Raw genomic sequence first — 20,506 nt, forward strand, 5'->3', positions numbered from 1 at the left:
GCTACGCCCCTTCAAAAAATGATCGCCATTCTAACCGGCAGACAAGAAAAAGCCCGCCAGAGGCGGGCCAAGGGGAGCGCTGGAGCGAGCGCGGGGTAAAACGGTGAATCAGGCCAGCAGCGAATCGCCCTCACGGCGAACGGCACTGCTAAGCAGCCAGACGGCTTGGCAAGCCAGCGCGGCCTCACGGGAAGCGAAGGGGCCGGCTTTGGGCTGACCATCGACCATCAGCAGCCAGCACGCCATATGACCATCTGATCTGAGCTCAGCCGGTACGGCGCTACCAACTAGGGAAACCACATCGATACGGGACATCACGACCTCCAATCCAACTCAATCTGCGTTGAGGTCAACATTAGGCCGATGCCTCGTCAGACAGAAATCAGTGCTTTCGATAGTGACCATGGATATTGCCAATGGCCGATCCAGGGAACGAAGGAACGACAGGCAGACATATGGAAAGACAAGCCTGTAGCCAGGCAGGCTTATGAGAAATTAGAAAAGAAAAGCCAGAAAGCAAAAGGCCCAGAAAACTTGTTAGTTTTCTGGGCCTTAGGTATTGCGAAAGTGGCGGTGAAGAAGAGATTCGAACCCGTTCCGGTAGCGTCTCAATCCGTGCCAAACCCGCTCAATACGGGCTTTCCGCTCACCTCGCCTGCTCGATTCGTTGCTATTCGGCCCTATGATTTCGACACTTTTTCGACACACCTCTCGCTTTGCCATTGGCTCCTCTCATGGCTAGAGACTACCATCCAGCGCACGCAAACGAATCTGTTGCTCACTAAGGAAGGTCATAAATGCGCTATCTCGTTGCCGCTCTCTCCATTGCCGTCGCCTCTCAAGCTTTTGCAGATACCAAAACGCAGAAAATTGAAGAGTTACTGCGTGCTCAAGGTCTGGTAGACACCTGGGCAGAGCAAATTCAACGAGGCAAGGAATACAACAAGCAAGTAGCTCAGCAGGTCATGGGACAGATGACCGCCAAGCTAGCACCCAATGAAGAGTTCAAGAAGCGGTTCGATGCCGCTAGCGACAAGTTCATTGATAGCGCCGTAACGCCGTGGACAGCCGACGACATGGTCGATGTATGGGCAAAGTTCTATGGGCCTGGCTTCACAGATGCTGAGCTTGACCAACTTATCGCTTTCTACTCTTCACCTTTGGCTCAAAAGGAAATTCAGGTCTCCCGCGCAGCGCTGGAAAAATTCACACTGCACTTTCAGCAGTTGAATCAGCCAATTCTCGAAAAGGCAACAAACCAGTACATGCAAGACCTGCAACTCATTACTGCAGAGTGCAACTGCGCCAAATAACCTGTGCCGACAAGGATGTCAGCGCCTATCGACACCAGAATTAGAACTTCTAGAGTCAAGCTTTGTGAGTGATCCGTTCAAACCACCCGCAGCTATCGCCCCTCAGCCAAAGTCAGCTACCCTCACGCTGAACATCTTATTGGTAGTCCTGGCGGCTGCTACCACTTATCTGCTAGTGGGTGACATACAGCACTTACTTGCAACGCAGAAAGGAAGCCTAACCAGAGCCGGCAGCGTCTCCTTCTTTCATCATGTCTACCTTGTCATCATTCCTCAGGAAGCGGCGTACTTTAGACTTGCATCCAGCATGGCAGCATTAGCTCTAATCCTATTCCTGGCACGTAATCACCATGCGCTCCCTAGGGTCAATTTATTCCTTTATGCCTACGGCATATCACAACTGACCTATCAGATATTAGCAGTAACTGGCGTTATTGGGATTCTGAACCAAATATCTCAGACCAGCGTATTAAATTTAGAATACTGGCTTAGTCCATCAGCAGCGACCACCGTAAAGCCCTTACTAATTAAGCTCGCCGCCTTACTGATTACACCGATTGCATTTCTAGTATTCAGCCTCATTCTAGTTTCGAAAGCCAAGAAACTAGACAAGACAATTCATTGAACAAGTGCCAGATAGCATGCGCCCCATTCCGCTTAACAACCCATGGCCAGAACGCCGACGCAAATTTCTGATCGCAACTCTTTTGGTCGTTGTATCCGTAGAGCGCACTCGACCTAATAGTCTTACTGGGCTTGCCATAGCACTAGTAACAATTCCATCGCTATGCATTTCACTGTTCTATTTACGCTGGTGGTGGAAACGAAAATTTGGCGGTAGCAAGCTTATGACCTTGATCGGCTTGATGCTCGCAATCATTATTGGAATAGTAGCTTTCAGCATCAACGATGCTCTCGCCCCGTACATAGGCCATCACTTTGGCTAATCACAAGGAAGACCATAATTGATCAATGGACGATTACTTAAGCAATACGACTTTCCCGTCGCGCTGGGCATTACTCACCTGACAACAGCAGCCTTTCTACTTAACAGCAGCGCCTCTCTTCCATCCTGGGTCTCGTCATACAGTTATTTTTCTGCGTTGACGTGCCTCCTGCTAAGCCTAGTACTCAAACCACTCCAAGGGTTTCTTACAGGGATTGCCGTATCGTTTGCTGCCACTGTAATCATCAGGGCAATCAACATGTCACTTGTCAGCCTGCATGGCGCTGGAGTGGACTACCTGCTGGGGCTGATGGGGGCCGTGATCGGCCTAATTGCTATTCTGATTTACTCCAAGGTCAAGCTCAGCCAAACCTTTGAGAATGGCTTTGCCTTGGGCTGCACGGGAGCGTTGGGCGGCTATCTCCTCAGCATGTTCCTGTCATGCAATACCGTGCTGTATTGCGGCCCTGCCTTCTCATGGGGCGCTTAACCATAGCTGAGAAGCTCTGCCCCTGCTTGCAGAATCCGGCCACTTGGCGGCTACCGCTTCACCCTGAGGTGTAACCGGTGTAGATTTGGCAAAATTTGGCAAGAGGAACGTCCAATGAGCACCATGAACATCTCCCTGCCGGACGCTCTCAAGAGCTTTGTTGATGAGCAAGTGAGCCAGCGTGGTTACGGCACCAGCAGCGAATACGTGCGTGAGCTGATTCGTAAAGATCAAGACCGCCAACATCTGCGTGGCCTTCTACTTGCCGGTGCTGCATCCGCCCCCGCCGCCCCTGCCGATGCTGACTACTTCGAATCGCTCCGTGCTCGCGTGCGGAACGCTCAAGGATGAAGCAAAAGCCCGTAATCCCGCGTGAGCTAGCAAGCCGAGACGTAGACAACGCCATTGCCTACTACATCGAAGAGCAGGCCGAGAAAGCCGCACTAGGTTTTATTGACGCCCTGGAGCGTGCTTATAAGCAGATCAGCCGTCACCCTACTTCCGGCTCTGCTCGCTATGCCCATGAACTGGATCTGCCCGGTCTACGCTCCTGGCCGCTTCAGCGTTATCCCTACCTAGTGTTCTATGTTGAGCAAGATAGCCATATTGATGTTTGGCGGGTGCTGCACACCATGACCGACCTTCCCGCATGGTTGAGCTCCCCAGTAACGGGCTAGAGTTGATTGCAGCTTTACGCCTTTGTCCTGTAACAGCTCTATCCAAGTATTTCGCCCCTCCAACTAAGGAATAGTGGATTTATCCCCCCAAATAGATCCACCTTCCTCATTTACACAATGTATTAAGAAGAAAGAATCTTTGCCTGTTTTTTATTCTGCACCACCCGCTGATTCTTCATCGGTATATCCAACTTTGCTGAAAGCCACTGCCGATCGCTGTAATCAATATTGTGCAAATACAAATGCTGCAATATAACCTCTTGCATCAACCTGTAAGAGATTGAACCTCTATCCATCTTTCTCTTGACTTCAAGTATATAATCCCTGTTAATTTTCTTTGTAAATTCCAACTGTATAGACATGCTAATAAGATGCACAGCAGGAGTATCAATTTCGTCAGCAATGTTTTTGAAAATCTGGATCAACTGATCATTCCCCACCGAGAAAGATATCTTCTTGATGACAGAAAATGACATTGCATAGCAAAAATGAAAGAATAACTTTCTCGCTTGATCAGTAACCTCTCCATCGGTCATTGACGACTGCTGCTGAATAATTCGCGATATTTCATCAACAATTTCAGACTTCAGCGACCTCGTAATCTTAAAATAGAAAGACAAAAATCTAAGCCCAGTTAGAAAAGAGGCCTGAGACAAAGACGTAAGCTGATCTATCTTTAATGATGCATGCCTGTTACGCAATATCTGCCCGATAATTTCAACTGCTTTTGCAGACTTATTTATATCCGCAAAGGTGTGTGTTTCAATTAATTCATCGTCGTCATCATCAGCACCGCTATCCAGCTGACTTACAAGCTTATCCTTTTGATCAAGGCTTAACTTTCTCTGACTTTCAACATCCTCAGCACTCCTGATTTCCATTGCCAGCTCAGGAATACTCTTTAGAACATCCTCAAAATGCTCTGTATCGGCAGCTTCTAGCGTTGCTGCTTTTTCAGCAGAGAATATACCCTCCGCGAAGCTCAAAATATGATCAAGAACCCGTTGATCCTTTGTGTGATACGTTACGAATATCAATACATTGGCATGCCTTTCGCTATGCATCTTCTCGCATAGCATCCTTACCCTGTCAGAGCCTTGTTCAGCATAATTTTCCGCAATGTATTTAGCTGCATAAAAATAAAATATATATTTATACGAAAAATACAAGCCTGAAACATCACTTCTAAGCAAGCCTATTTTGCAAAGCTCAGATATCACTCGCTCATGCGAATCTATTAAGTACCGACTTGAATATTCACGCTTAAAGGATGACAGCTCATCATCCTCTATCTTTGAGGCATCAAGACTAAATATATAATAAGCCAACTCTGTAAGATAGTTTATATACTTATCTACCTGATCACTCTTAATACTAGACTTCCGCAATTGCTGTTGAATAAGCGCATTGTAGCAATGGCCATAAGCGGTTAATGAGAAGTCGCTAGGCGAGTTGGACTCCAAGGTTTGGAGTATCATCAATATAAATACAGGCTTCGGCGGAACAATGTTCTTTCTAAGCATGGCATCTATATGGTGTGTTACGCGGTCATTGGCGGCATGCAACTCAGAAAGATCAATAGTTTCCTCTTGCCCAAGCGAGTTCCACTTGTTAATCAACTCACCGCGAAGCACATGACCAAATGGAAGAATTTCATATTTATCAAAGTCAGAAAATTCTTTCCAAGTAGACTCATTAAATCTAAGTCCATTACCAGAGATAAATATTACCTGACCATCGAGCCCACAAATTGATTTTATCAGCGCTATCAAGAATTTTGCATTTAGCTTGCTATGCTCAATAGACTCAACTATATAAGTTTGTACATTAACATTATTTACGCCGTATTGCTGAAACGCTGCCGCCTCAATTATTTCACCCACATTTGCCGTCTTTATTTCATCACCCTTAATCCAAACAGGTGTTCGTCCAGCCTCGCTATGTCTTTTAAAAATCTCTTTCGCCAAAGCGGTTTTCCCTGATTGCTCGTCACCAGCTATTACAACTCGCCTCGGACACAAAAAAGGGTTCGTTATCTTGGCACTTGTAATTATTAAATCAAACTTATCGGGATCCACATCAATCAATTTCAAGTCAGGCGCAACATAAATGTCGTCTAACCCAACCTCATCTTTGGAGCGGTGCTGCAATATAATTTCATTTAAGTTTAGGTATTCTTTAAAAGCACTTGTAATTCCTCCCGGCTCTAAGACTCCTTCATCAGCCGGGGTTAGATCTTTTTTTTTGACATCTTTGCACACCTCTCCAATTGCTTTAGAAACCGCAAGCCAGGCTTCATTCGGGTTATTAAACCCCACAACAGGTTTAGCATCTTGGGGCAGCAGTACGAAATCCTTCATTGGCGTTTCCGCCCATGTACAGTGATCAACAATTATCGCAACGATTCGACCACTATCATTATTTGCCTTTTCAAAAGCCTTTTGGAGTTCTATTTCATAGCAATAATATGACGAGATAAAGTCTTGAGAGACCAATAGTATTATTAAGTCAGCCTCCAATAACTTTCGCTCAATCTCAACATCAAGCTTATCGCCTGCAAGCAACTGCCTATCATCCCAGCTTTCAAGAACACCATTTCTTTTTAGCATAACAAGAAACTTAGCCAGGTCATTCTTATGCTTCTCATCTGCATGACTGTAGCTAATGAAGGCTTTCAACGGTGCCATACAATTCCCTTTAGTATTTATTGATTTTTTAGCAGTTCTTATTACGGCTTTTATCTTTCATTGACTACCCTTTGCACGCCTCGTCGTACTCCGGGCTTACTTGACCTACATCGGGTGCAATCTTCCCGCTAGCTAGCCAAAGGGCATATTGGGGGTAAACCTCAACCAGTACGTCTATTTCTTCCGTGCTTACTCTTACTGCCCCTTTGCTCACACTTTTCCAGCGCTCGTAGTCACCGCCATAAGTGCTGGCCTTTTTGGGGCCCAGCCTCTTAATCAATAGGCGAGCCCTATCAGCAGCCTTTTCCATATAGAAATCTTTTCCAGAGAAATTGTTGCTCTACCTGGCGGACGGGTTAATAATTCCCCCAGAGAAATATTTACTCCAATAGCCTCTTATGGCTAATGACACGAATAGTGACGGAACGAGCATGGAACTGGAAGAGCTGGAACCTTCGAAGCTGATAGGCCCGCAACAGGACGTGGAAACCGTCGAGTCCTGGGCCGACCGTAACGGCCTGACCTACGGCACCGCGCGTGCCTGGGCAATGAAAGGCGTTCTCCCCACCGTAAAGCTAGGCAAGCGCCGCATGGTCAACAGCGCCCTGCTCCGCACTTGGCTGCTGGAACAGGAGTGGACGGCATGAATCCTCCCTTCTATACGCAAGCCGCCTTCGCCGCCCTGGCCGGTGTTCCCGTCGAGCAGGTCGCGTACTGGATCAGAACCGGCGCCGTCGACAGCGTGAAGCTCGGCAAAACCCGCATGGTGCTGTTTCCGGGGGTGAACCAATGAGCCGCACCGACCCGCAATTCAAGCTGCGCATGCCGCCAGCCCTCCGCGCCCAAGTAGAGCAAGCCGCCGAACAGGCCAACCGCTCCCTGAACGCCGAAATCGTCACCCGCCTTCAAGCCAGCTTCACCCAGGTAAAGCCAGAGGTGTCGGCCAATGAAGAGTCTCGCCCGGTATCACCGCCAACCGCATGCCGACAACTGCGACTGCTCTGTGTGCTACGTGAAACGCAACTGGGTCTCGCCCCGTCGGTCGTCTCACTGGGGTACCTACCCATACACACAATGCACCGACTGCCGCCCCGCTCGCTGGTCGCTGGAAAATGGGCGGGCAACCTTCCTCTCGCCGGCCTTTACCTGCGAGAAGCACAAGCCAGGCGGCCGACCGGAGAAGTACTGGAGCGTTGTGAGCGACACCGGCAAACCCACGCCCTTCGTGCCGCTGCGCGAACCGTTCGAACTGGTGGGGTGATCGCATGAGCCGCTTTACTGCTCCGCTCAAGCTGGTCTGTGGCTGGGCGCTGTACTTCCTGATCTTCTGGGCCGTGTTCCCGTTGGTCAGCGGTGCAATCAACCTGCTCGCCTCGGACACCACTCGCGCCATTGTCGCGGCCGTGGTTGCTATGGCCGGGTTCATCTATTTGGTCATGACCAAAAGCCTTGGGCTGCTGGATGCTGCCGAGTGGCTCGACTCCAGCCTCAAGCCCCGCCCCAGCGATCCGGCCAACACCGCCGATGCTGAACAGGTCAAGGGCCGCGCCCCCGGCTTGTCCGAACACGCTCCACCGTTCGGTCAAACGGAGGCACGGGCGGAGCGCACCCTTGAACACCCACCACCTTAAATAGCCTCCGCTCGTGAGTGTGGGGCAGCTCCACCGCCCCGCGCTCCCGAGCCCTCGGCGGCAAGAGTGGGATGACAAGGGCAAAGCCCTTGGTGTTGAACAACTAACCCGCTGCACCAGCGGCGCTAACTGAAAACCTCGGCAAGTCGAGAAAACCACCAGGGCAAAAACGCGAAGTTTGCCCGTGTGGACTCGCTCGGCCTGCTGAAAGGCAAACCCGCGCACTAACGCGCAACCAAGCGAGGAAACACACATGGCACGCACCACTATGGAACTGGCATTCATCAGCGCTGAGCGCGTGAAGTTCGACAACGTGGATCTGGTGAAGCTGTACCTGGGCGACGAACCGGACGGCGAAAAAGACCTGGGCGTCTCCCTGCTCTCGATGCAGGTGGCAGAAGGCTCCCTGGACGAAGTATGGGCGTCCTGCAAAGGCCTCGATGTGCTGGAGACCGTCCGCGTCACCGTGGAAATCGACCGGGGCTCCAAGAACGCGGGCAAGTTCATCGTCCTGCACGTCGAGTCGGCCAAGCCTGCTCAGGCCGGCAAGCCTGCCGCCCCGCAAGGCACCCAACAACAAGCCAAGCCGACCGGCACCCAGCCGGACGCGGCCAAGGCCTAACCGGAGGGCGCCGCCGTGCTGATCGTTGATCGCGTGCTGTGTGACTGCTGCGGGCAAGCCATGGGCCAGCTCTACAGCCAGCCTGCCCCACAGCCCGACCTGCTGCCCGATCTGAACCAGGCGCCCCACCAAACCCTATGCCCCGACTGCCTGGACATGGCTGAGGTCATCCGCGACCCCAGCCTGGCTGAGTAGTCGGGCAACTGCTTGAGCGCTGAATCATGAGTCGCCTGTTCTTCCTCGCCGCACTCGCCTTCGCGAGCGGCTACGTCCTCGGCTCCGCCGATGGCTTCGCTGAGGGCGTGAACTGGGCGCCCATCGATAGCGTTCTGGCGAGGTACTGAATATGGCTCTGGTGTGGGTTCAAGGCTGCTCGGCATGGACGACGGATCCCGATTCGTCCGTTCGCTGCACAGCCCTTGAATGGCATCAGGCCTACCTGATCCCTCCCGAGGCCGCTGGCTATGTGGACATTCTGGTCTCAGGGGGATTTTCGCCAGAGGCGTTCGCCGTCGGTTTCGGCGGCACGCTGCTGGTTTTCGCAATCGGCCTTTCCGGTGGAATGGTCGCATCCATCCTTCGACGTATGAGGTAACACCCATGCAACAACTGAAAACCCAACTGCAAAACGGCGCTTCGTCCTTCGGTCGCGCCCGTCGCTATGCCCGCAACGCCGCTATCGGTGCTGGTGTCGCCATGGCTTCCGCTGGCCAGGCCATGGCCGCTGCCATCCCCATCGACATCAGTGGCATCGAAGCGCAGATCACTGCTGGCGGTACCAGCGCGGGTCAGGTCGCGGGCTACGTCGCCCTGGCTCTGGCTGTGCTGGCCTGCGCCGGTGTCGTGTTCGGCATGCTGCGCAAGGCCTAACCCGTGCTCTGGTCAGTGATGCTCGGCGCGTTCGTAGCCGGGGCGTTCATAACCGGCTTCCGAACTGGCGAGTTTTTCTGACTGAGGTGAGGGGCCGAAAGGCCCCTTATTTGTTTATGCGCTGCTTATTTTTAATTTTGTCACTTATATCTTCCTCTTTAAGTGCTGAGAGTTATTATTGGAAATATCACTCTGGCACTAATAGTGGTTCTGTTTCAATCGATATAGACAAGAGATACGACTCTCCGCAATCTGCGTGTTCTGACTATTGGTCTTCTGCGAATGATGGCAAGGCCTACGTATTAACTATTCAGGGTTCCGATTCTTTAGGTAGGCCTCTTTATCGTTGCTCATGGAATCCCGATAGATTCACAACTGCAGCTACCTTTATAGGTCTTTTTGGTGACTCGTGCCCCCCGGGTACGTTTTTTGATGCATCAGTTACTGATGGTTCTAGTCAGTGCCGATCACTAGATCCCTGTGGTGAGTTAGAGGGCCAAGAAGTCGAGTGGGACTCTTCTGAGGTTGTCTTTTCTGCTTGCATGACCAACAAATGCGAAGCGGTCATGACAAACTCTATTTACGCCAGTAGTAACAAACGCCAAGCCTATAAGACCGATGTGAACGAGGATGTTCTGTTCAGGAACTACGGCGTCTACTCCGGCCAATCCTGTTTTGATCCCAGCGGTTCCCCCTCCGACACCCCCGCGCCTCAACCGACCGAATCCAGCTCAAGCAACAGCTGCACGGCAACCGTTACGGACGCCGAAGGTCGCCAGGTCAGCTCTTGTGAAGACACCGACATTTTCAAGGATCAACGCGCTTGCCTCCAGGCTGGTGGTGCTCTTGGCTCCACGGATTTTGGTACCGGCGCCATGCTCACCTGTGTTCAGAGCAAAGGCCCTAAAGCCACTCAAACCCACACCCAGACACAAAAGACCGTCGAGCCCACGGCCAACGGCGGTACCAAGACCACTACCACCGCGACCACTACGATCAAGAACTGCGTCGGCACCAACGCCTGTACCACCAAAACCACCACCACTACCCACACCAGCGTCACCAACGGTGATGGAACGCCAGGAGGTGAAACGAACAACTGCAAGGGGGACGACTGCAAGGGGTCTGGCGACAAGTCTGGTGAAGGTGAAGACAAGGGCGATGATGAAGAGGATGACGGCATTCCCGGCCCTTCAACAGCGCTTGCCAAAGGCGAACAATCTTCCTTGCAAGATGCCTTCTCTGAGTGGGACGAAAAGATTGAAACGGCTCGCGGCGAACTGGATGAAAAGATTGCTCAGTACAGCGATCTGTTCTCCGGCGTCTTCGACCTTAACTTAGGTTCGTCCTCGGGCTCGTTGCCTTGCAAACAAGTTCCGATTTCGTTTGGCGCAACTAAAACCACCCTCGATATGTGCCTGGACAACTTCAGCGAACCGCTGGGTTACATACGTTACGCCCTTCTTTTGGCTGCCGCCGCGCTGGCTGCATTAATTATTCTGAGGTGAATGATGGAATGGATTGCGGGTGTTATTGATAACTTCTTTACCTTCATACAGTGGGTGTGGGATTTTTTAACCACAGGCATCTATGAGCTGATTAAAGACTTCCTCGTCCTGCTGACCAAGGCGGCTATTTATTCCTGGGTCTCGCTACAGGTCATGGCGCTGGAAGTCGCTTATGAGGCCGCGCAAGGCATCATGTCGGATATCGGTGTGGCGGAGGCTGTTCGTCAGCGCTGGGCTGGTCTGCCTGCCGAAGTGGCGTCTGCACTCTCCTTCTTCGGTATCCCCCAGGCGCTGAACATCATCTTTTCCGCGCTCTCGACCCGCTTCGTCCTCAAGTTCGTACCGTTCCTGGGGCGCTAAGCATGTCGATCAAGATTCACCACGGCCCCAACGGCTCCTATAAAACATCCGGCGCGATACAGGACGACGCGGTGCCGGCTCTCAAGGAAGGCCGGCTGATCATCACCAACGTCCGCGGCTTCACCCTGGAACGCGTGCTGCAGGTCATGCCGGATATTCCGGAAACGGTCGACATCATCAACCTCGACCTTGAATCGCTCGATGATATGGAGCGCATGCGCACCTGGTTCCAGTGGGCGCCGCGCGGCGCGTTCATCATCTTTGATGAAACCCAACTGGTCTTCCCCAAGGCCTGGCGCGAACGCGATCTGGAACGCTTCGATTTTCCGGGCGGCCCCGAGGCGGCGGCGAAAGCTGACCGCCCGATGAGCTGGCTCGACGGCTGGACACGCCACCGGCATTGGAACTGGGACATCGTCCTCACCACTCCGAATATCGCCTACATACGCGACGACATCCGCATGACCTGTGAGATGGCTTACAGGCATTCCAACCTTGCCGTGATCGGCATTAGTGGCCGTTACAAGGAGGCCCAGCATGACGCTCAAGTCAACCGTCCCCCCATGGAAGGAACGGTCATCGAATACAAGCGTATCAAGCCCGATACCTTCCGCCTCTACCAGTCCACCGCCACCGGAAAAACCCAGGACACCAAGGCCGGCAAAAGTCTTCTCAAGTCGCCTAAGCTACTTGCTCTACTGGTATTTATGGCCATTCTTGTTGTCGCTCTACTATCTCTCGGCGGCATCGATTTCGGCCCTGCTACAGCTGACAAAGCCAATCCTGGCCCGCCTGCGGACACCCCTCCGTCTAGCGCTACGCCTGCTGCGGTTTCTGACTCTCCGCTTGCTGCTCTTCGTATTCCTAATGTGGCTGACCAGCAAAGTGCTGTTCCTGCTCCTGACCTGAATCACCCGCTCGCGGGGCGAACATTCGTCCTGCGCGGTGTGCTCTTCGCCGAACGCAACGGCAAGCCCGTGCAGGTTGGCCAACTGGAGGTCGTCGACGCAAACGGCTCCGTTCTGAGGCAAAGCTTTGCCGACCTCCACAAGCTCGGCTACCTGATCCACGTGCGCAGTGAATGCTTCGTGGATATCCAGCACCCGATGGGATTCAAAGGAACGGCCATCTGCCCGGGTGTGAAGCCAAGAGAAGTCGCGTCATCCGCTCAAACACCCGGCACCAGTAGCGTTTCCGTGCCTTCCCAACCCGCCCAAGCTTCATCCCCAGTCCGCGTCACGGTGGTTCCGGATAACGAATATGCCAGCAGGCCGTGGCGCTGATGCGCGAGCGCCGAAGTGGTTCAGTTCAGAACGCAGGCGCGAGCGCACAGCGCCCGCTGACGTCCCTGTAGCACGTCAGATAAACCAAGGTTAAACGTGTCGATTCGGCACTATTTGGAGCATTAGAAAATGGCAGTTAAAGACCTACTCCGCGTAGATCGTGAGTTCAAGAAAACTCCAACCGGTAGGCTGTTCTTCGACAGCATGACCGCTCGGATAACTGACCTATCCAACGTCCGAATCCTGGCCTGTAGCGTCGATACCGTCCGCCAGTTGTATCGTGGCCTGATCCGCCCGGAAATCATGTGCCTGTTCGAGAAGCCCGGCACCATCGTTGACTTCGCTGGCCAGCGTTGGCACTCCGGGCGTGTCAGCAAGGATTCTGGTTACCAATACAAGCTGCAGAACGCTGACCTGGGCATCATCCTGCTGGTGAAGAATTTCAACGCCAAGCTGGAGAATATCGGGCCACACCTCAAAATCGAAGTGTCGCCCCATGCCATCGACACCTTCTCGCCTGAGCGTCTGCAAGAGCGCCTCGACTACTACGCCAGCCACGTCCTGACCAACGTCGAGCGCAACCAATGCGCTGTCCACCTCGCGCTAGACCTCCAAGGCTGGCAACCGCCCGCTGATCTGGTCGCCCGCATGCACTGCCGCGCACGTGCTGCCCGTGATATTTCCGGCATCAAGGAAATCCAGTGGACGCTGGAGTCCGCCACTTACGGCAAAGGCCAGTCCTACCTGTTCGGCTCTGCTGGTGGCGTCCAGCTAGGTATCTACAACAAGACCGAACAGGCCCGCGCCATCGATAAGCTCGACTACTGGGAGGGCATCTGGAAGCGTCGTGACAGCTTCGACGAAACCGACCCGGACAACTACAACCCGGAACAGGACGTGTGGCGCGTCGAACTGCGTTACCACCACTCGATCATCCAGCAATTCGCCTCGGGCTCTGTCGATCTGCACACCGGTGCGGCCATCGAAACGAACAGCTACGCGGCCTTTGCACCTCACCTCGACGGCCTGTGGCGCTATGGCCTGCGCCAATTCAAGTTGCTGGCTCGCCCTGGCTACTTCGAACCCATCTGGACGCTGATCCGCGACGACGTGCGCGTCGATCTACCGGTCGATTCCCTGGTGGACGAAACCGAGTACAAGCGCCAATACAAGACCTCACGGGGCTTCTCCGGCAAGAACGTGGAATTGTTTCTGGGAAACTTCGTCAGCCTGCTGGCACGGGAGCGAGTGGGCGCTAGAAAGGCTTTTTATCGGCTCAAGGATTGGGAGTGCTGGCCGGTGATCCGCGACCACTATGCCGCCAAGGGCATGGATGAAGACGGGCTGTACAAGCACATCAAAGGCATCCTAGAGGAACGCCATATCCGCTGGGGGCGTGCTGTCTGATGTTTGTTTGCCAAATACACAAACAAGACAAACACGCTGACGTTCACGCTCTTGGCCGGGGCCGACATCATGGCAATTGAGCAACTGAGCGATGGTCGTTGGAAGGTCGACGTTGAGCCCATCAAGGGCCGGCGCTTCCGCAAGACGTTCAAGACCAAGGGTGAAGCCCAGCGCTTTGAGGCAACCTGCCGGGCCAACTGCATCGAATTCCCTGCCTGGACGCCCAAGCCGAAAGACCGTCGCCGCCTCTCTGAACTCTGCACCCGTTACTACGAACTGCATGGTCACGCCCTGGCTGACGGTGCCGCCATACTCCGCACCCTGCAGAACCTGGCAAAGGATCTAGGCGACCCTATCGCGATCAAGCTTACCGGCAACGCCTTCTGCGAAACGCGAAGCGAGCTGCTCAAGGCTGGTATTCAAGGCAAGACCATGAATAACCGGCTGGGCTACCTGAAAGCACTGTTCAACGAGCTGCACCGCCTGGGCGATATCGACTACCCCAACCCGCTGGCCAAGGTACGTCCGCTACGCCTTCAGGAACGCCCTATCTCCTTCTTGTCGACCTGCCAGATAGCGGAACTGCTCGAGGCCCTGGACGGACGCACGACTAGCCCAGGCATCGGCCTGATCGCTCGCGTCTGTCTGAGTACGGGTGCCAGATGGGGAGAAGCCCAAGCGCTGACACCTGAGCGAGTGCGTAACGGCATGGTGACCTTCGCCAACACCAAGTCGAAGCGAACCCGGTCGATACCGATTGCTGGCGAACTGGAAAAGGCTCTGCATATCTACTTCAAGCGACACGGCCTGTTCACCAACTGCATACTGACCTTTAGCAGGGTCCTGGAGAAGACCTCGATCAAGCTCCCGGCCGGCCAGGCCACTCATGTGTTGCGGCACACCTTCGCCAGTCACTTCGTCATGCGGGGCGGGAACATCCTGACGCTACAGAAAATCCTGGGTCATACGTCGTTGGCGATGACCATGCGCTATGCGCACCTGTCTCCCGATCATTTGCAGGATGCTTTGACCTTGAATCCGCTTTTCGACACTTCTTCGACACCTGCCGAAAGCTGAAAAGCAAAAAGCCCCGAAAACTTGTTAGCTTTCAGGGCTTTAGGTATTGCGAAAGTGGCGGTGAAGAAGAGATTCGAACTCTTGATACGGTTTCCCGTATACACACTTTCCAGGCGTGCTCCTTCAACCGCTCGGACACTTCACCGGATCTCGATTGGCTGTGCAGCCCGTCGAGGTGCGCTAATGTAGTCGAATGTTTTCTCGATGGCAAATTTTTTTTAAAGGATTCATGCGCTTAAGAGCGCAGCGGGTTTTCGTCGGGCTTCTCGGAGGGCTGCTCGTCGAAGCGGATATGGCCGAATAGCAGAAACCCCAGGGACGTGAACAAGCCTATGCCGAATAGCAGCAGCACACCGGATGGGCTACGCAGGGCAAGGATTTCGCTGAGCAGAACCGACACCAGCAGCAGGCCAATCACCGCAGCCATATAAAGGATGGAATAGAAGATATTCATGAGCAGCTCCTTCGGTACGCTGCTCACCTTAAAGCCCAGGTTTTGCACTCGGCCAATTGCCATCCGGTATGGCCGCGATAGGCAAAAACACTGACTCACCGGTCAGTCGCGGCGCTTTACCAGAGCGATTGGGCTGAGTACCTTCTGCCCACATTCGGCCCCACGGCTCTAACAAGGAAAACTGCCATGAGCGACCTGATCAGCTACCAACTCGAAGACGGCATCGCCACCCTCACCCTGAGCAATGGCAAGGTCAACGCCATCTCGCCCGACGTGATCGCCGCATTCAATGCCGCGCTCGATCGTGCGGAACAGGATCGCGCCATCGTCATCATCACCGGACAGCCGGGCATTCTCTCCGGTGGCTATGACCTGAAAGTGATGACCTCCGGCCCGCAGAACGCGATCAACCTGGTGGCTGCCGGCTCGACTCTGGCGCGGCGCATGCTCTCCCACCCCTACCCGATCATCGTGGCCTGCCCTGGCCATGCCGTGGCCAAGGGGGCGTTCATCCTGCTGTCGTCCGACTACCGCATCGGAGTCGAAGGCCCGTTCAGCATCGGTCTGAACGAAGTGCAGATCGGCATGACCATGCACCATGTCGGCATCGAACTGGCCCGTGATCGCCTCCGCAAGTCAGCGTTCCACCGTTCGGTGATCAATGGCGAGATGTTCGACCCGGTAGGCGCGGTTGATGCAGGTTTTCTGGACAAGGTAGTGCCGGCCGAACAGTTGCTGCCCACCGCACAGGCCGCGGCGCAACAGATGAAGAAGATCAACATGGCCGCGCACAAGAACACCAAGTTGAAGGTGCGCAAGGCATTGCTGGAAACCCTCGATGCCGCGATTGAGATCGACAAACAGCATCTGATGTAAGCACGCGGTACTGGGAAAATGAAAAGCGCCGCTTCCGTTGAGGTCGCGGCGCTTTTTTCGGACATTTAACTGCTGTGAGTATTGATGCGCACGGCAAACCCTGTGCGTCAGCCGGAATAGTCGAGGGCCGTCCAGGCTCGGCTCAGGCCTTGTGCCAACACGCAACCTGGCCGGCTCAATTGCTCGTTGAACGCCGCCGGTAACAGCGTGGTTTCTCCCTCTGCGGCGCCGTGCCGCTCGGTCAGCCACTGCAGCTTGCCGCAGTTGGGTGTTTCGATCACGTAACTGGCGGCGATATTCGAGTGATGGCTGGGCAGACGAATCACATCGAGCACGACGCCTGCCTCCTCGACTCGCTGGCCATCGGAAACCAGTACGGCCCAGGCCTGCTCCCCCTCGATCACCAGATAGGCACCATTGGCCTGTGGTCGCTCGATCTGCGGTTGCGCGCAGCCGCTGAGCAGGGCCAATAGCACAATCGTCATCAGCATCTGTTGCATTGCCAATACCCCCTTGCAAGGCGCCCACATCTGCACGGTGGACGGGTTGTTGTCGCCTGAGTGAGGCCACTATCACTCAATACTGTTTATTTGTACAGTATTTTTCGATTACCCTAGTTGGCAGGTAAATGAACGATTGCACAGGAGCGCCATCATGCTGGACGTACTGCAGCTGAAACACCGAGTGAACCGCATGCCGCTGGAGCGCGTGCGCGAGATGGTCGATGAGCTGCTGCTCGAAGGCATCGTCACCGAGAGTCGCACGCCCTTCAATCGCCAGCATTTCAATACCTGCTTTGCCGAGATCGAAGCGCTGTTACAGCGTGCGGGCTATCACCGGCAACTGGATGTGGTCGGTTATCAGGGGCTCGCTTACGCGCTGTTCGACCCGGCCCGCTGGGAAGCCGTGGAGGTGCTGCGCTGGTTGCGCGACTTCGTCGAAGAAGCGCATATCCAACCGGCCTCGTAGGAGCGAGTACCGACCCAAAAAAGCTCAGCAAGCTATAGCCGTGCACGACATTGGCTCATAACGACGTGCACCGGCCCAGGCCAAAAACCCGCCGCTAGCAGGCGGCAAACACCTCAGGAACGCCTGTAGAGAATGCGCTGCGAGCCAGCCGGCTAAAGCAAACGCATCCAGGAAACAGAACTGGCAAGCCACTTGCTAGATCACGGCAAGCATCCTGTGTAGCACGCCAACGGCGGCGGGCCGAGGATCACGGACAACGGCGTCCGTCAGGTCACCTTCCTCCCATCGAGGTGATCTGACGTACGCCGTTTTTTATGCGCCCGAAAAAGAGATCAGCCCATGACCGATCGTGATTCGAAAAAGACCGTCGACAGCAGCCGCCGCAATTTCCTCAAGCAATCCATCGCCATGGCCGGCGCACTCGGTGGTATCGCCGCCCTTGGGCTCTCGGCCCCTGCCTCACTGCGTAGCGCTGCCTGGGCAGCTGGTTCCGACGCCCCGGAAAAGGCCGCGCTGAAAGTGGGTTTTATCCCGCTGACCGACTGCGCCTCGGTGGTAGTCGCGGCAACGCAGGGCTTCGGCGAGAAGTACGGTCTGAGCATCACCCCAAGCAAGGAGGCGTCCTGGGCCGGTGTGCGTGACAAACTCAATACCGGTGAGCTGGATGCCGCCCATGTGCTCTACGGCATGATGTACGGTGCCCAGCTAGGTCTGGCCGGCCCGCAGAAGGATATGGCCGTATTGATGGGCCTGAACCAGAACGGCCAGGCCATCACCCTTTCCAAGCAACTGCGCGAAGCGGGTGTCACCAATGGCGCGCAACTGGCCGAGCACGTCAAGAAAGGCGGCAACCCGCTGACGTTCGCCCAGACCTTCCCCACCGGCACCCACGCCATGTGGCTGTATTACTGGCTGGCCAGCGTCGGCATCAATCCGATGAGCGATGTGAAGACCATCGTCGTGCCGCCACCGCAAATGGTGGCCAACATGCGTGTCGGCAACATGGATGGCTTCTGTGTCGGCGAGCCCTGGGGCGCACGGGCGATCTTCGACAAGATCGGTTTTACCGCGACCACCACCCAGCAGATCTGGCCGGATCACCCGGAGAAGGTACTGGGCACCACCCGCGCCTTCATCGAGCAGTATCCGAATGCCGCTCGCGCACTGATCATGGCGGTGCTCGATGCCAGCCGCTTCATCGAGGCCAGCGAGGAAAACCGCAAGAGCACCGCCAAGCTGATTTCCGGCAAGGCCTACGTCAACGCGCCGGTGCAGGTGATCGAGCCGCGCTTCCTTGCCCAATATGAAGACGGCCTGGGCAACAGCTGGAAGGACGAGCACGCCATGGCCTTCTGCAAGGACGGCAGCGTCAACTTCCCCTATCACTCCGACGGCATGTGGTTCCTCACCCAGTTCAAGCGCTGGGGCCTGCTCAAGGATGCGCCGGATTACGCGTCCGTGGCGGCGCAGGTCAACCAGACAGAGCTCTACAGCGAGGCGGCCAGCGCGTTGAAGCTGGCGGTGCCGAGCAGCCCGCTACGCAGCAGCACACTGATCGATGGTGTGGTCTGGGACGGCACGAACCCGGCCGCCTACGCCGATTCCTTTGCCATCAAAGCCTGATCGGAGGTCGATATGAATGCGCCCCTGAAAACGCCTCTGCCGCAAAGCGTCAAACCGCGATTCTCGCCCACGGCCCTGCTACCGAGCCTCGAAACCCTGGGCAACCTGTGCAAGGCCAGCGTCGCGCCGCTCCTCGGTATTCTCGCCTTTATCGGCTTCTGGTCGTTGCTGGCCAGTTACAGCGAAGGCCTGCCCGGCCCGCTGAGCACCTGGCAGTCAGCACTGGTGCTGTTCAGTGATCCGTTCTACGACAACGGCCCGAATGACATGGGTATCGGCTGGAACATCCTCAACTCGCTTGGCCGGGTCGGCGTCGGCTTTGGTCTGGCGGCGCTGGTGGGCATTCCGCTGGGCTTCGCCATCGGCCGCTTCGCCTTCCTCGCCGGCATGCTCGCGCCGATCATCAGCTTGCTACGTCCGGTCTCGCCGCTGGCCTGGCTGCCTATTGGCCTGCTGGTATTCGAGGCCGCCGGCCCGGCATCGATCTGGGTGATTTTCATCAGTTCGATCTGGCCGATCATCCTCAACACCGCCGCTGGCGTGGCCAGCGTGCCGCAGGACTACCTGAACGTCGCCCGCGTGCTCAAGCTGTCGGAGTTCAAGGTGCTGACGCGCATCCTCTTCCCCGCCGTGCTGCCGCACCTGATGACCGGCATTCGTCTGTCCATCGGGGTGGCCTGGCTGGTGATCGTCGCCGCAGAAATGCTCACCGGGGGCATTGGCCTCGGGTTCTGGGTGTGGGACGAGTGGAACAACCTCAACGTCGAGCACATTCTCATCGCCATCATCGTCGTCGGCCTGATCGGCCTCGCCCTGGAGCAGGGCCTGCTGCTGATCGCCAAACGCTTCGACTACACCAGCTAAGGAGACGAACATGGACAAATTCGTGGAGCTGACCGGCGTCAGCAAGCACTTCGATACCAAGAAAGGCCGCTTCCAGGCGCTGTCCAACGTCAACCTGAGCATCGCCCGCGGCGAGTTCGTCGCGCTGATCGGCCACTCCGGCTGTGGCAAGTCGACGGTGCTCAACCTGATCGCCGGCCTGCTCGATGCCAACGAGGGCGGCCTGATCTGCAACGGTCGCGAAATCGACGGCCCCGGCCCGGAACGCGCCGTGGTGTTCCAGAACCACAGCCTGCTGCCGTGGATGACCTGCTTCGGCAATGTGCACCTGGCAGTGGAACGCGTGTTCGGCGAACACGAGAACAAGGCGCAGCTCAAGGCCCGGACCGAACAGGCGCTGAACATGGTTGGCCTGGCGCACGCCATGCACAAGCATCCCAGCGAAATTTCCGGGGGCATGAAGCAGCGCGTCGGCATCGCCCGCGCCCTGGCCATGGAGCCCAAGGTGCTGTTGATGGACGAGCCGTTCGGTGCCCTCGACGCCCTGACCCGCGCGCATCTGCAGGACGAGCTGCTACGCATCGTCGGCGAAACCCAGAGCACGGTGGTGATGGTCACCCATGACGTGGACGAGGCCGTATTGCTGTCCGATCGCATCGTGATGATGACCAACGGCCCGGCCGCCACTGTCGGCGAAATCCTCACCGTCGAGCTGCCCCGTCCGCGCGATCGACTGGCTCTGGCCAACGACCCGCAGTACCACGCCTATCGTACCGCTGTGCTGGAGTTCCTCTACCAGCGTCAGCAGCGGCCTGCCGCCTGAGTACCAGCAACCGCTCTGGCTCAAGGGCTGGAGCGGTTGAACCTCTG

The 20,506-nt window shown here is 55.4% G+C and carries 28 protein-coding genes and 1 tRNA gene; 24 read left to right on the forward strand and 5 right to left on the reverse strand.

Annotated features, from left to right (window positions below):
- Positions 1-108 precede the first annotated feature (108 nt).
- Positions 109-315, reverse strand: a complete 207-nt coding sequence (locus tag HS968_RS14225) for a hypothetical protein (protein ID WP_106740729.1) — start codon at positions 313-315, stop codon at positions 109-111.
- Positions 316-797: 482 nt separating this feature from the next.
- Here HS968_RS14225 and HS968_RS14230 point away from each other — a divergent pair, with 482 nt between their 5' ends.
- From HS968_RS14230 to HS968_RS14250, 5 genes are all read left to right on the forward strand, one after another.
- Complete coding sequence (locus HS968_RS14230) at positions 798-1,313, forward strand: DUF2059 domain-containing protein (RefSeq protein ID WP_182366587.1); 516 nt, start codon at positions 798-800, stop codon at positions 1,311-1,313.
- 64 nt (positions 1,314-1,377) lie between these two features.
- Positions 1,378-1,938, forward strand: a complete 561-nt coding sequence (locus HS968_RS14235) for a hypothetical protein (RefSeq protein ID WP_182366589.1) — start codon at positions 1,378-1,380, stop codon at positions 1,936-1,938.
- 340 nt (positions 1,939-2,278) lie between these two features.
- On the forward strand, positions 2,279-2,749 hold the full coding sequence (locus HS968_RS14240; protein ID WP_182366591.1) for a hypothetical protein: 471 nt from the start codon (positions 2,279-2,281) through the stop codon (positions 2,747-2,749).
- A 114-nt stretch (positions 2,750-2,863) separates the two neighbouring features.
- Positions 2,864-3,100 carry a type II toxin-antitoxin system ParD family antitoxin gene (locus tag HS968_RS14245; RefSeq protein WP_119691472.1) on the forward strand — a complete coding sequence of 79 codons (237 nt, stop codon included), beginning with the start codon at positions 2,864-2,866 and terminating at the stop codon, positions 3,098-3,100.
- Complete coding sequence (locus tag HS968_RS14250; protein WP_182366593.1) at positions 3,097-3,426, forward strand: type II toxin-antitoxin system RelE/ParE family toxin; 330 nt, start codon at positions 3,097-3,099, stop codon at positions 3,424-3,426. The genes HS968_RS14245 and HS968_RS14250 overlap by 4 nt, the downstream gene beginning before the upstream one ends.
- Before the next feature lie 122 nt (positions 3,427-3,548).
- On the opposite strand, the gene HS968_RS14255 is transcribed toward HS968_RS14250, so the two are convergent.
- Positions 3,549-6,113, reverse strand: coding sequence for a TIR domain-containing protein (locus HS968_RS14255; RefSeq protein ID WP_182366595.1), 2,565 nt, complete (start codon positions 6,111-6,113; stop codon positions 3,549-3,551).
- A 431-nt stretch (positions 6,114-6,544) separates the two neighbouring features.
- Between HS968_RS14255 and HS968_RS14260 the strand changes: the two genes are divergently transcribed.
- From HS968_RS14260 to HS968_RS14320, 14 genes are all read left to right on the forward strand, one after another.
- Positions 6,545-6,760 carry a hypothetical protein gene (locus tag HS968_RS14260; protein WP_013715705.1) on the forward strand — a complete coding sequence of 72 codons (216 nt, stop codon included), beginning with the start codon at positions 6,545-6,547 and terminating at the stop codon, positions 6,758-6,760.
- On the forward strand, positions 6,757-6,906 hold the full coding sequence (locus tag HS968_RS14265) for a hypothetical protein (protein ID WP_182366597.1): 150 nt from the start codon (positions 6,757-6,759) through the stop codon (positions 6,904-6,906). The genes HS968_RS14260 and HS968_RS14265 overlap by 4 nt, the downstream gene beginning before the upstream one ends.
- A 153-nt stretch (positions 6,907-7,059) precedes the next feature.
- Positions 7,060-7,374 (forward strand): lysogeny maintenance protein PflM, encoded by a 315-nt coding sequence (gene pflM / locus HS968_RS14270; protein WP_238338846.1) that lies wholly within the window; start codon positions 7,060-7,062, stop codon positions 7,372-7,374.
- Positions 7,375-7,378: 4 nt separating this feature from the next.
- Positions 7,379-7,744: a hypothetical protein gene (locus tag HS968_RS14275; RefSeq protein ID WP_182366601.1), complete on the forward strand. Its 366-nt coding sequence runs from the start codon at positions 7,379-7,381 to the stop codon at positions 7,742-7,744.
- Between the two features lie 253 nt (positions 7,745-7,997).
- Positions 7,998-8,366, forward strand: a complete 369-nt coding sequence (locus tag HS968_RS14280; protein ID WP_182366603.1) for a hypothetical protein — start codon at positions 7,998-8,000, stop codon at positions 8,364-8,366.
- A 15-nt stretch (positions 8,367-8,381) separates the two neighbouring features.
- Positions 8,382-8,561: a hypothetical protein gene (locus HS968_RS14285; RefSeq protein WP_119692683.1), complete on the forward strand. Its 180-nt coding sequence runs from the start codon at positions 8,382-8,384 to the stop codon at positions 8,559-8,561.
- Positions 8,562-8,587: 26 nt separating this feature from the next.
- Positions 8,588-8,710 carry a hypothetical protein gene (locus HS968_RS26530; RefSeq protein ID WP_272970047.1) on the forward strand — a complete coding sequence of 41 codons (123 nt, stop codon included), beginning with the start codon at positions 8,588-8,590 and terminating at the stop codon, positions 8,708-8,710.
- Between the two features lie 2 nt (positions 8,711-8,712).
- Complete coding sequence (locus HS968_RS14290; RefSeq protein ID WP_182366605.1) at positions 8,713-8,961, forward strand: hypothetical protein; 249 nt, start codon at positions 8,713-8,715, stop codon at positions 8,959-8,961.
- Positions 8,962-8,966: 5 nt separating this feature from the next.
- Positions 8,967-9,236 carry a major capsid protein gene (locus HS968_RS14295; RefSeq protein ID WP_182366607.1) on the forward strand — a complete coding sequence of 90 codons (270 nt, stop codon included), beginning with the start codon at positions 8,967-8,969 and terminating at the stop codon, positions 9,234-9,236.
- Between the two features lie 542 nt (positions 9,237-9,778).
- Complete coding sequence (locus HS968_RS14300) at positions 9,779-10,744, forward strand: hypothetical protein (RefSeq protein ID WP_182366609.1); 966 nt, start codon at positions 9,779-9,781, stop codon at positions 10,742-10,744.
- A gap of 3 nt (positions 10,745-10,747) precedes the next feature.
- The gene (locus HS968_RS14305) at positions 10,748-11,104 is read left to right on the forward strand and encodes a DUF2523 family protein (protein ID WP_182366611.1); all 357 of its coding nucleotides are present in this window, start codon (positions 10,748-10,750) and stop codon (positions 11,102-11,104) included.
- A 2-nt stretch (positions 11,105-11,106) separates the two neighbouring features.
- On the forward strand, positions 11,107-12,387 hold the full coding sequence (locus HS968_RS14310) for a zonular occludens toxin domain-containing protein (RefSeq protein WP_182366613.1): 1,281 nt from the start codon (positions 11,107-11,109) through the stop codon (positions 12,385-12,387).
- Between the two features lie 129 nt (positions 12,388-12,516).
- Entirely contained in the window at positions 12,517-13,794 is a 1,278-nt protein-coding gene (locus tag HS968_RS14315) for a hypothetical protein (RefSeq protein WP_182366615.1), read from the forward strand.
- A 69-nt stretch (positions 13,795-13,863) separates the two neighbouring features.
- Positions 13,864-14,871, forward strand: a complete 1,008-nt coding sequence (locus HS968_RS14320; RefSeq protein ID WP_182366617.1) for a phage integrase — start codon at positions 13,864-13,866, stop codon at positions 14,869-14,871.
- A gap of 55 nt (positions 14,872-14,926) precedes the next feature.
- On the opposite strand, the gene HS968_RS14325 is transcribed toward HS968_RS14320, so the two are convergent.
- Both HS968_RS14325 and HS968_RS14330 read right to left on the reverse strand, forming a co-directional pair.
- A tRNA-Ser gene (locus tag HS968_RS14325) sits at positions 14,927-15,016 on the reverse strand.
- Positions 15,017-15,106: 90 nt separating this feature from the next.
- Positions 15,107-15,325, reverse strand: coding sequence for a hypothetical protein (locus HS968_RS14330; protein ID WP_182366619.1), 219 nt, complete (start codon positions 15,323-15,325; stop codon positions 15,107-15,109).
- A gap of 186 nt (positions 15,326-15,511) precedes the next feature.
- On the opposite strand from HS968_RS14330, the gene HS968_RS14335 reads away from it, so the two are divergent.
- On the forward strand, positions 15,512-16,201 hold the full coding sequence (locus HS968_RS14335; RefSeq protein ID WP_182366622.1) for a crotonase/enoyl-CoA hydratase family protein: 690 nt from the start codon (positions 15,512-15,514) through the stop codon (positions 16,199-16,201).
- 107 nt (positions 16,202-16,308) lie between these two features.
- Here the strand turns inward: HS968_RS14335 and HS968_RS14340 are convergent, their stop codons facing one another.
- The gene (locus HS968_RS14340; protein WP_182366624.1) at positions 16,309-16,701 is read right to left on the reverse strand and encodes a hypothetical protein; all 393 of its coding nucleotides are present in this window, start codon (positions 16,699-16,701) and stop codon (positions 16,309-16,311) included.
- Between the two features lie 154 nt (positions 16,702-16,855).
- Between HS968_RS14340 and HS968_RS14345 the strand changes: the two genes are divergently transcribed.
- The 4 genes from HS968_RS14345 (at position 16,856) to HS968_RS14360 (ending at position 20,459) form a co-directional block, all read left to right on the forward strand.
- Positions 16,856-17,170, forward strand: coding sequence for a transcriptional regulator (locus HS968_RS14345; protein ID WP_182366626.1), 315 nt, complete (start codon positions 16,856-16,858; stop codon positions 17,168-17,170).
- Between the two features lie 339 nt (positions 17,171-17,509).
- Positions 17,510-18,793 carry a CmpA/NrtA family ABC transporter substrate-binding protein gene (locus tag HS968_RS14350; RefSeq protein WP_182366628.1) on the forward strand — a complete coding sequence of 428 codons (1,284 nt, stop codon included), beginning with the start codon at positions 17,510-17,512 and terminating at the stop codon, positions 18,791-18,793.
- A gap of 12 nt (positions 18,794-18,805) precedes the next feature.
- Positions 18,806-19,657, forward strand: coding sequence for a nitrate ABC transporter permease (ntrB, locus tag HS968_RS14355; RefSeq protein ID WP_182366630.1), 852 nt, complete (start codon positions 18,806-18,808; stop codon positions 19,655-19,657).
- Positions 19,658-19,667: 10 nt separating this feature from the next.
- Complete coding sequence (locus HS968_RS14360) at positions 19,668-20,459, forward strand: ABC transporter ATP-binding protein (RefSeq protein WP_182366632.1); 792 nt, start codon at positions 19,668-19,670, stop codon at positions 20,457-20,459.
- The last annotated feature ends 47 nt before the right edge of the window (positions 20,460-20,506 follow it).

The sequence above is a fragment of the Pseudomonas berkeleyensis genome (assembly GCF_014109765.1).
Taxonomy (GTDB): domain Bacteria; phylum Pseudomonadota; class Gammaproteobacteria; order Pseudomonadales; family Pseudomonadaceae; genus Aquipseudomonas; species Aquipseudomonas berkeleyensis.

Coding starts and splice junctions, on each gene's coding strand:
- HS968_RS14225 (WP_106740729.1), bottom strand. CDS start 315: ATGTCCCGTATCGATGTGGTTTCCCTAGTTGGTAGCGCCGTACCGGCT.
- HS968_RS14230 (WP_182366587.1), top strand. CDS start 798: ATGCGCTATCTCGTTGCCGCTCTCTCCATTGCCGTCGCCTCTCAAGCT.
- HS968_RS14245 (WP_119691472.1), top strand. CDS start 2,864: ATGAGCACCATGAACATCTCCCTGCCGGACGCTCTCAAGAGCTTTGTT.
- HS968_RS14250 (WP_182366593.1), top strand. CDS start 3,097: ATGAAGCAAAAGCCCGTAATCCCGCGTGAGCTAGCAAGCCGAGACGTA.
- HS968_RS14255 (WP_182366595.1), bottom strand. CDS start 6,113: ATGGCACCGTTGAAAGCCTTCATTAGCTACAGTCATGCAGATGAGAAG.
- HS968_RS14260 (WP_013715705.1), top strand. CDS start 6,545: ATGGAACTGGAAGAGCTGGAACCTTCGAAGCTGATAGGCCCGCAACAG.
- HS968_RS14265 (WP_182366597.1), top strand. CDS start 6,757: ATGAATCCTCCCTTCTATACGCAAGCCGCCTTCGCCGCCCTGGCCGGT.
- pflM (WP_238338846.1), top strand. CDS start 7,060: ATGAAGAGTCTCGCCCGGTATCACCGCCAACCGCATGCCGACAACTGC.
- HS968_RS14275 (WP_182366601.1), top strand. CDS start 7,379: ATGAGCCGCTTTACTGCTCCGCTCAAGCTGGTCTGTGGCTGGGCGCTG.
- HS968_RS14280 (WP_182366603.1), top strand. CDS start 7,998: ATGGCACGCACCACTATGGAACTGGCATTCATCAGCGCTGAGCGCGTG.
- HS968_RS26530 (WP_272970047.1), top strand. CDS start 8,588: ATGAGTCGCCTGTTCTTCCTCGCCGCACTCGCCTTCGCGAGCGGCTAC.
- HS968_RS14290 (WP_182366605.1), top strand. CDS start 8,713: ATGGCTCTGGTGTGGGTTCAAGGCTGCTCGGCATGGACGACGGATCCC.
- HS968_RS14295 (WP_182366607.1), top strand. CDS start 8,967: ATGCAACAACTGAAAACCCAACTGCAAAACGGCGCTTCGTCCTTCGGT.
- HS968_RS14300 (WP_182366609.1), top strand. CDS start 9,779: ATGACCAACAAATGCGAAGCGGTCATGACAAACTCTATTTACGCCAGT.
- HS968_RS14305 (WP_182366611.1), top strand. CDS start 10,748: ATGGAATGGATTGCGGGTGTTATTGATAACTTCTTTACCTTCATACAG.
- HS968_RS14310 (WP_182366613.1), top strand. CDS start 11,107: ATGTCGATCAAGATTCACCACGGCCCCAACGGCTCCTATAAAACATCC.
- HS968_RS14315 (WP_182366615.1), top strand. CDS start 12,517: ATGGCAGTTAAAGACCTACTCCGCGTAGATCGTGAGTTCAAGAAAACT.
- HS968_RS14320 (WP_182366617.1), top strand. CDS start 13,864: ATGGCAATTGAGCAACTGAGCGATGGTCGTTGGAAGGTCGACGTTGAG.
- HS968_RS14330 (WP_182366619.1), bottom strand. CDS start 15,325: ATGAATATCTTCTATTCCATCCTTTATATGGCTGCGGTGATTGGCCTG.
- HS968_RS14335 (WP_182366622.1), top strand. CDS start 15,512: ATGAGCGACCTGATCAGCTACCAACTCGAAGACGGCATCGCCACCCTC.
- HS968_RS14340 (WP_182366624.1), bottom strand. CDS start 16,701: ATGCAACAGATGCTGATGACGATTGTGCTATTGGCCCTGCTCAGCGGC.
- HS968_RS14345 (WP_182366626.1), top strand. CDS start 16,856: ATGCTGGACGTACTGCAGCTGAAACACCGAGTGAACCGCATGCCGCTG.
- HS968_RS14350 (WP_182366628.1), top strand. CDS start 17,510: ATGACCGATCGTGATTCGAAAAAGACCGTCGACAGCAGCCGCCGCAAT.
- ntrB (WP_182366630.1), top strand. CDS start 18,806: ATGAATGCGCCCCTGAAAACGCCTCTGCCGCAAAGCGTCAAACCGCGA.
- HS968_RS14360 (WP_182366632.1), top strand. CDS start 19,668: ATGGACAAATTCGTGGAGCTGACCGGCGTCAGCAAGCACTTCGATACC.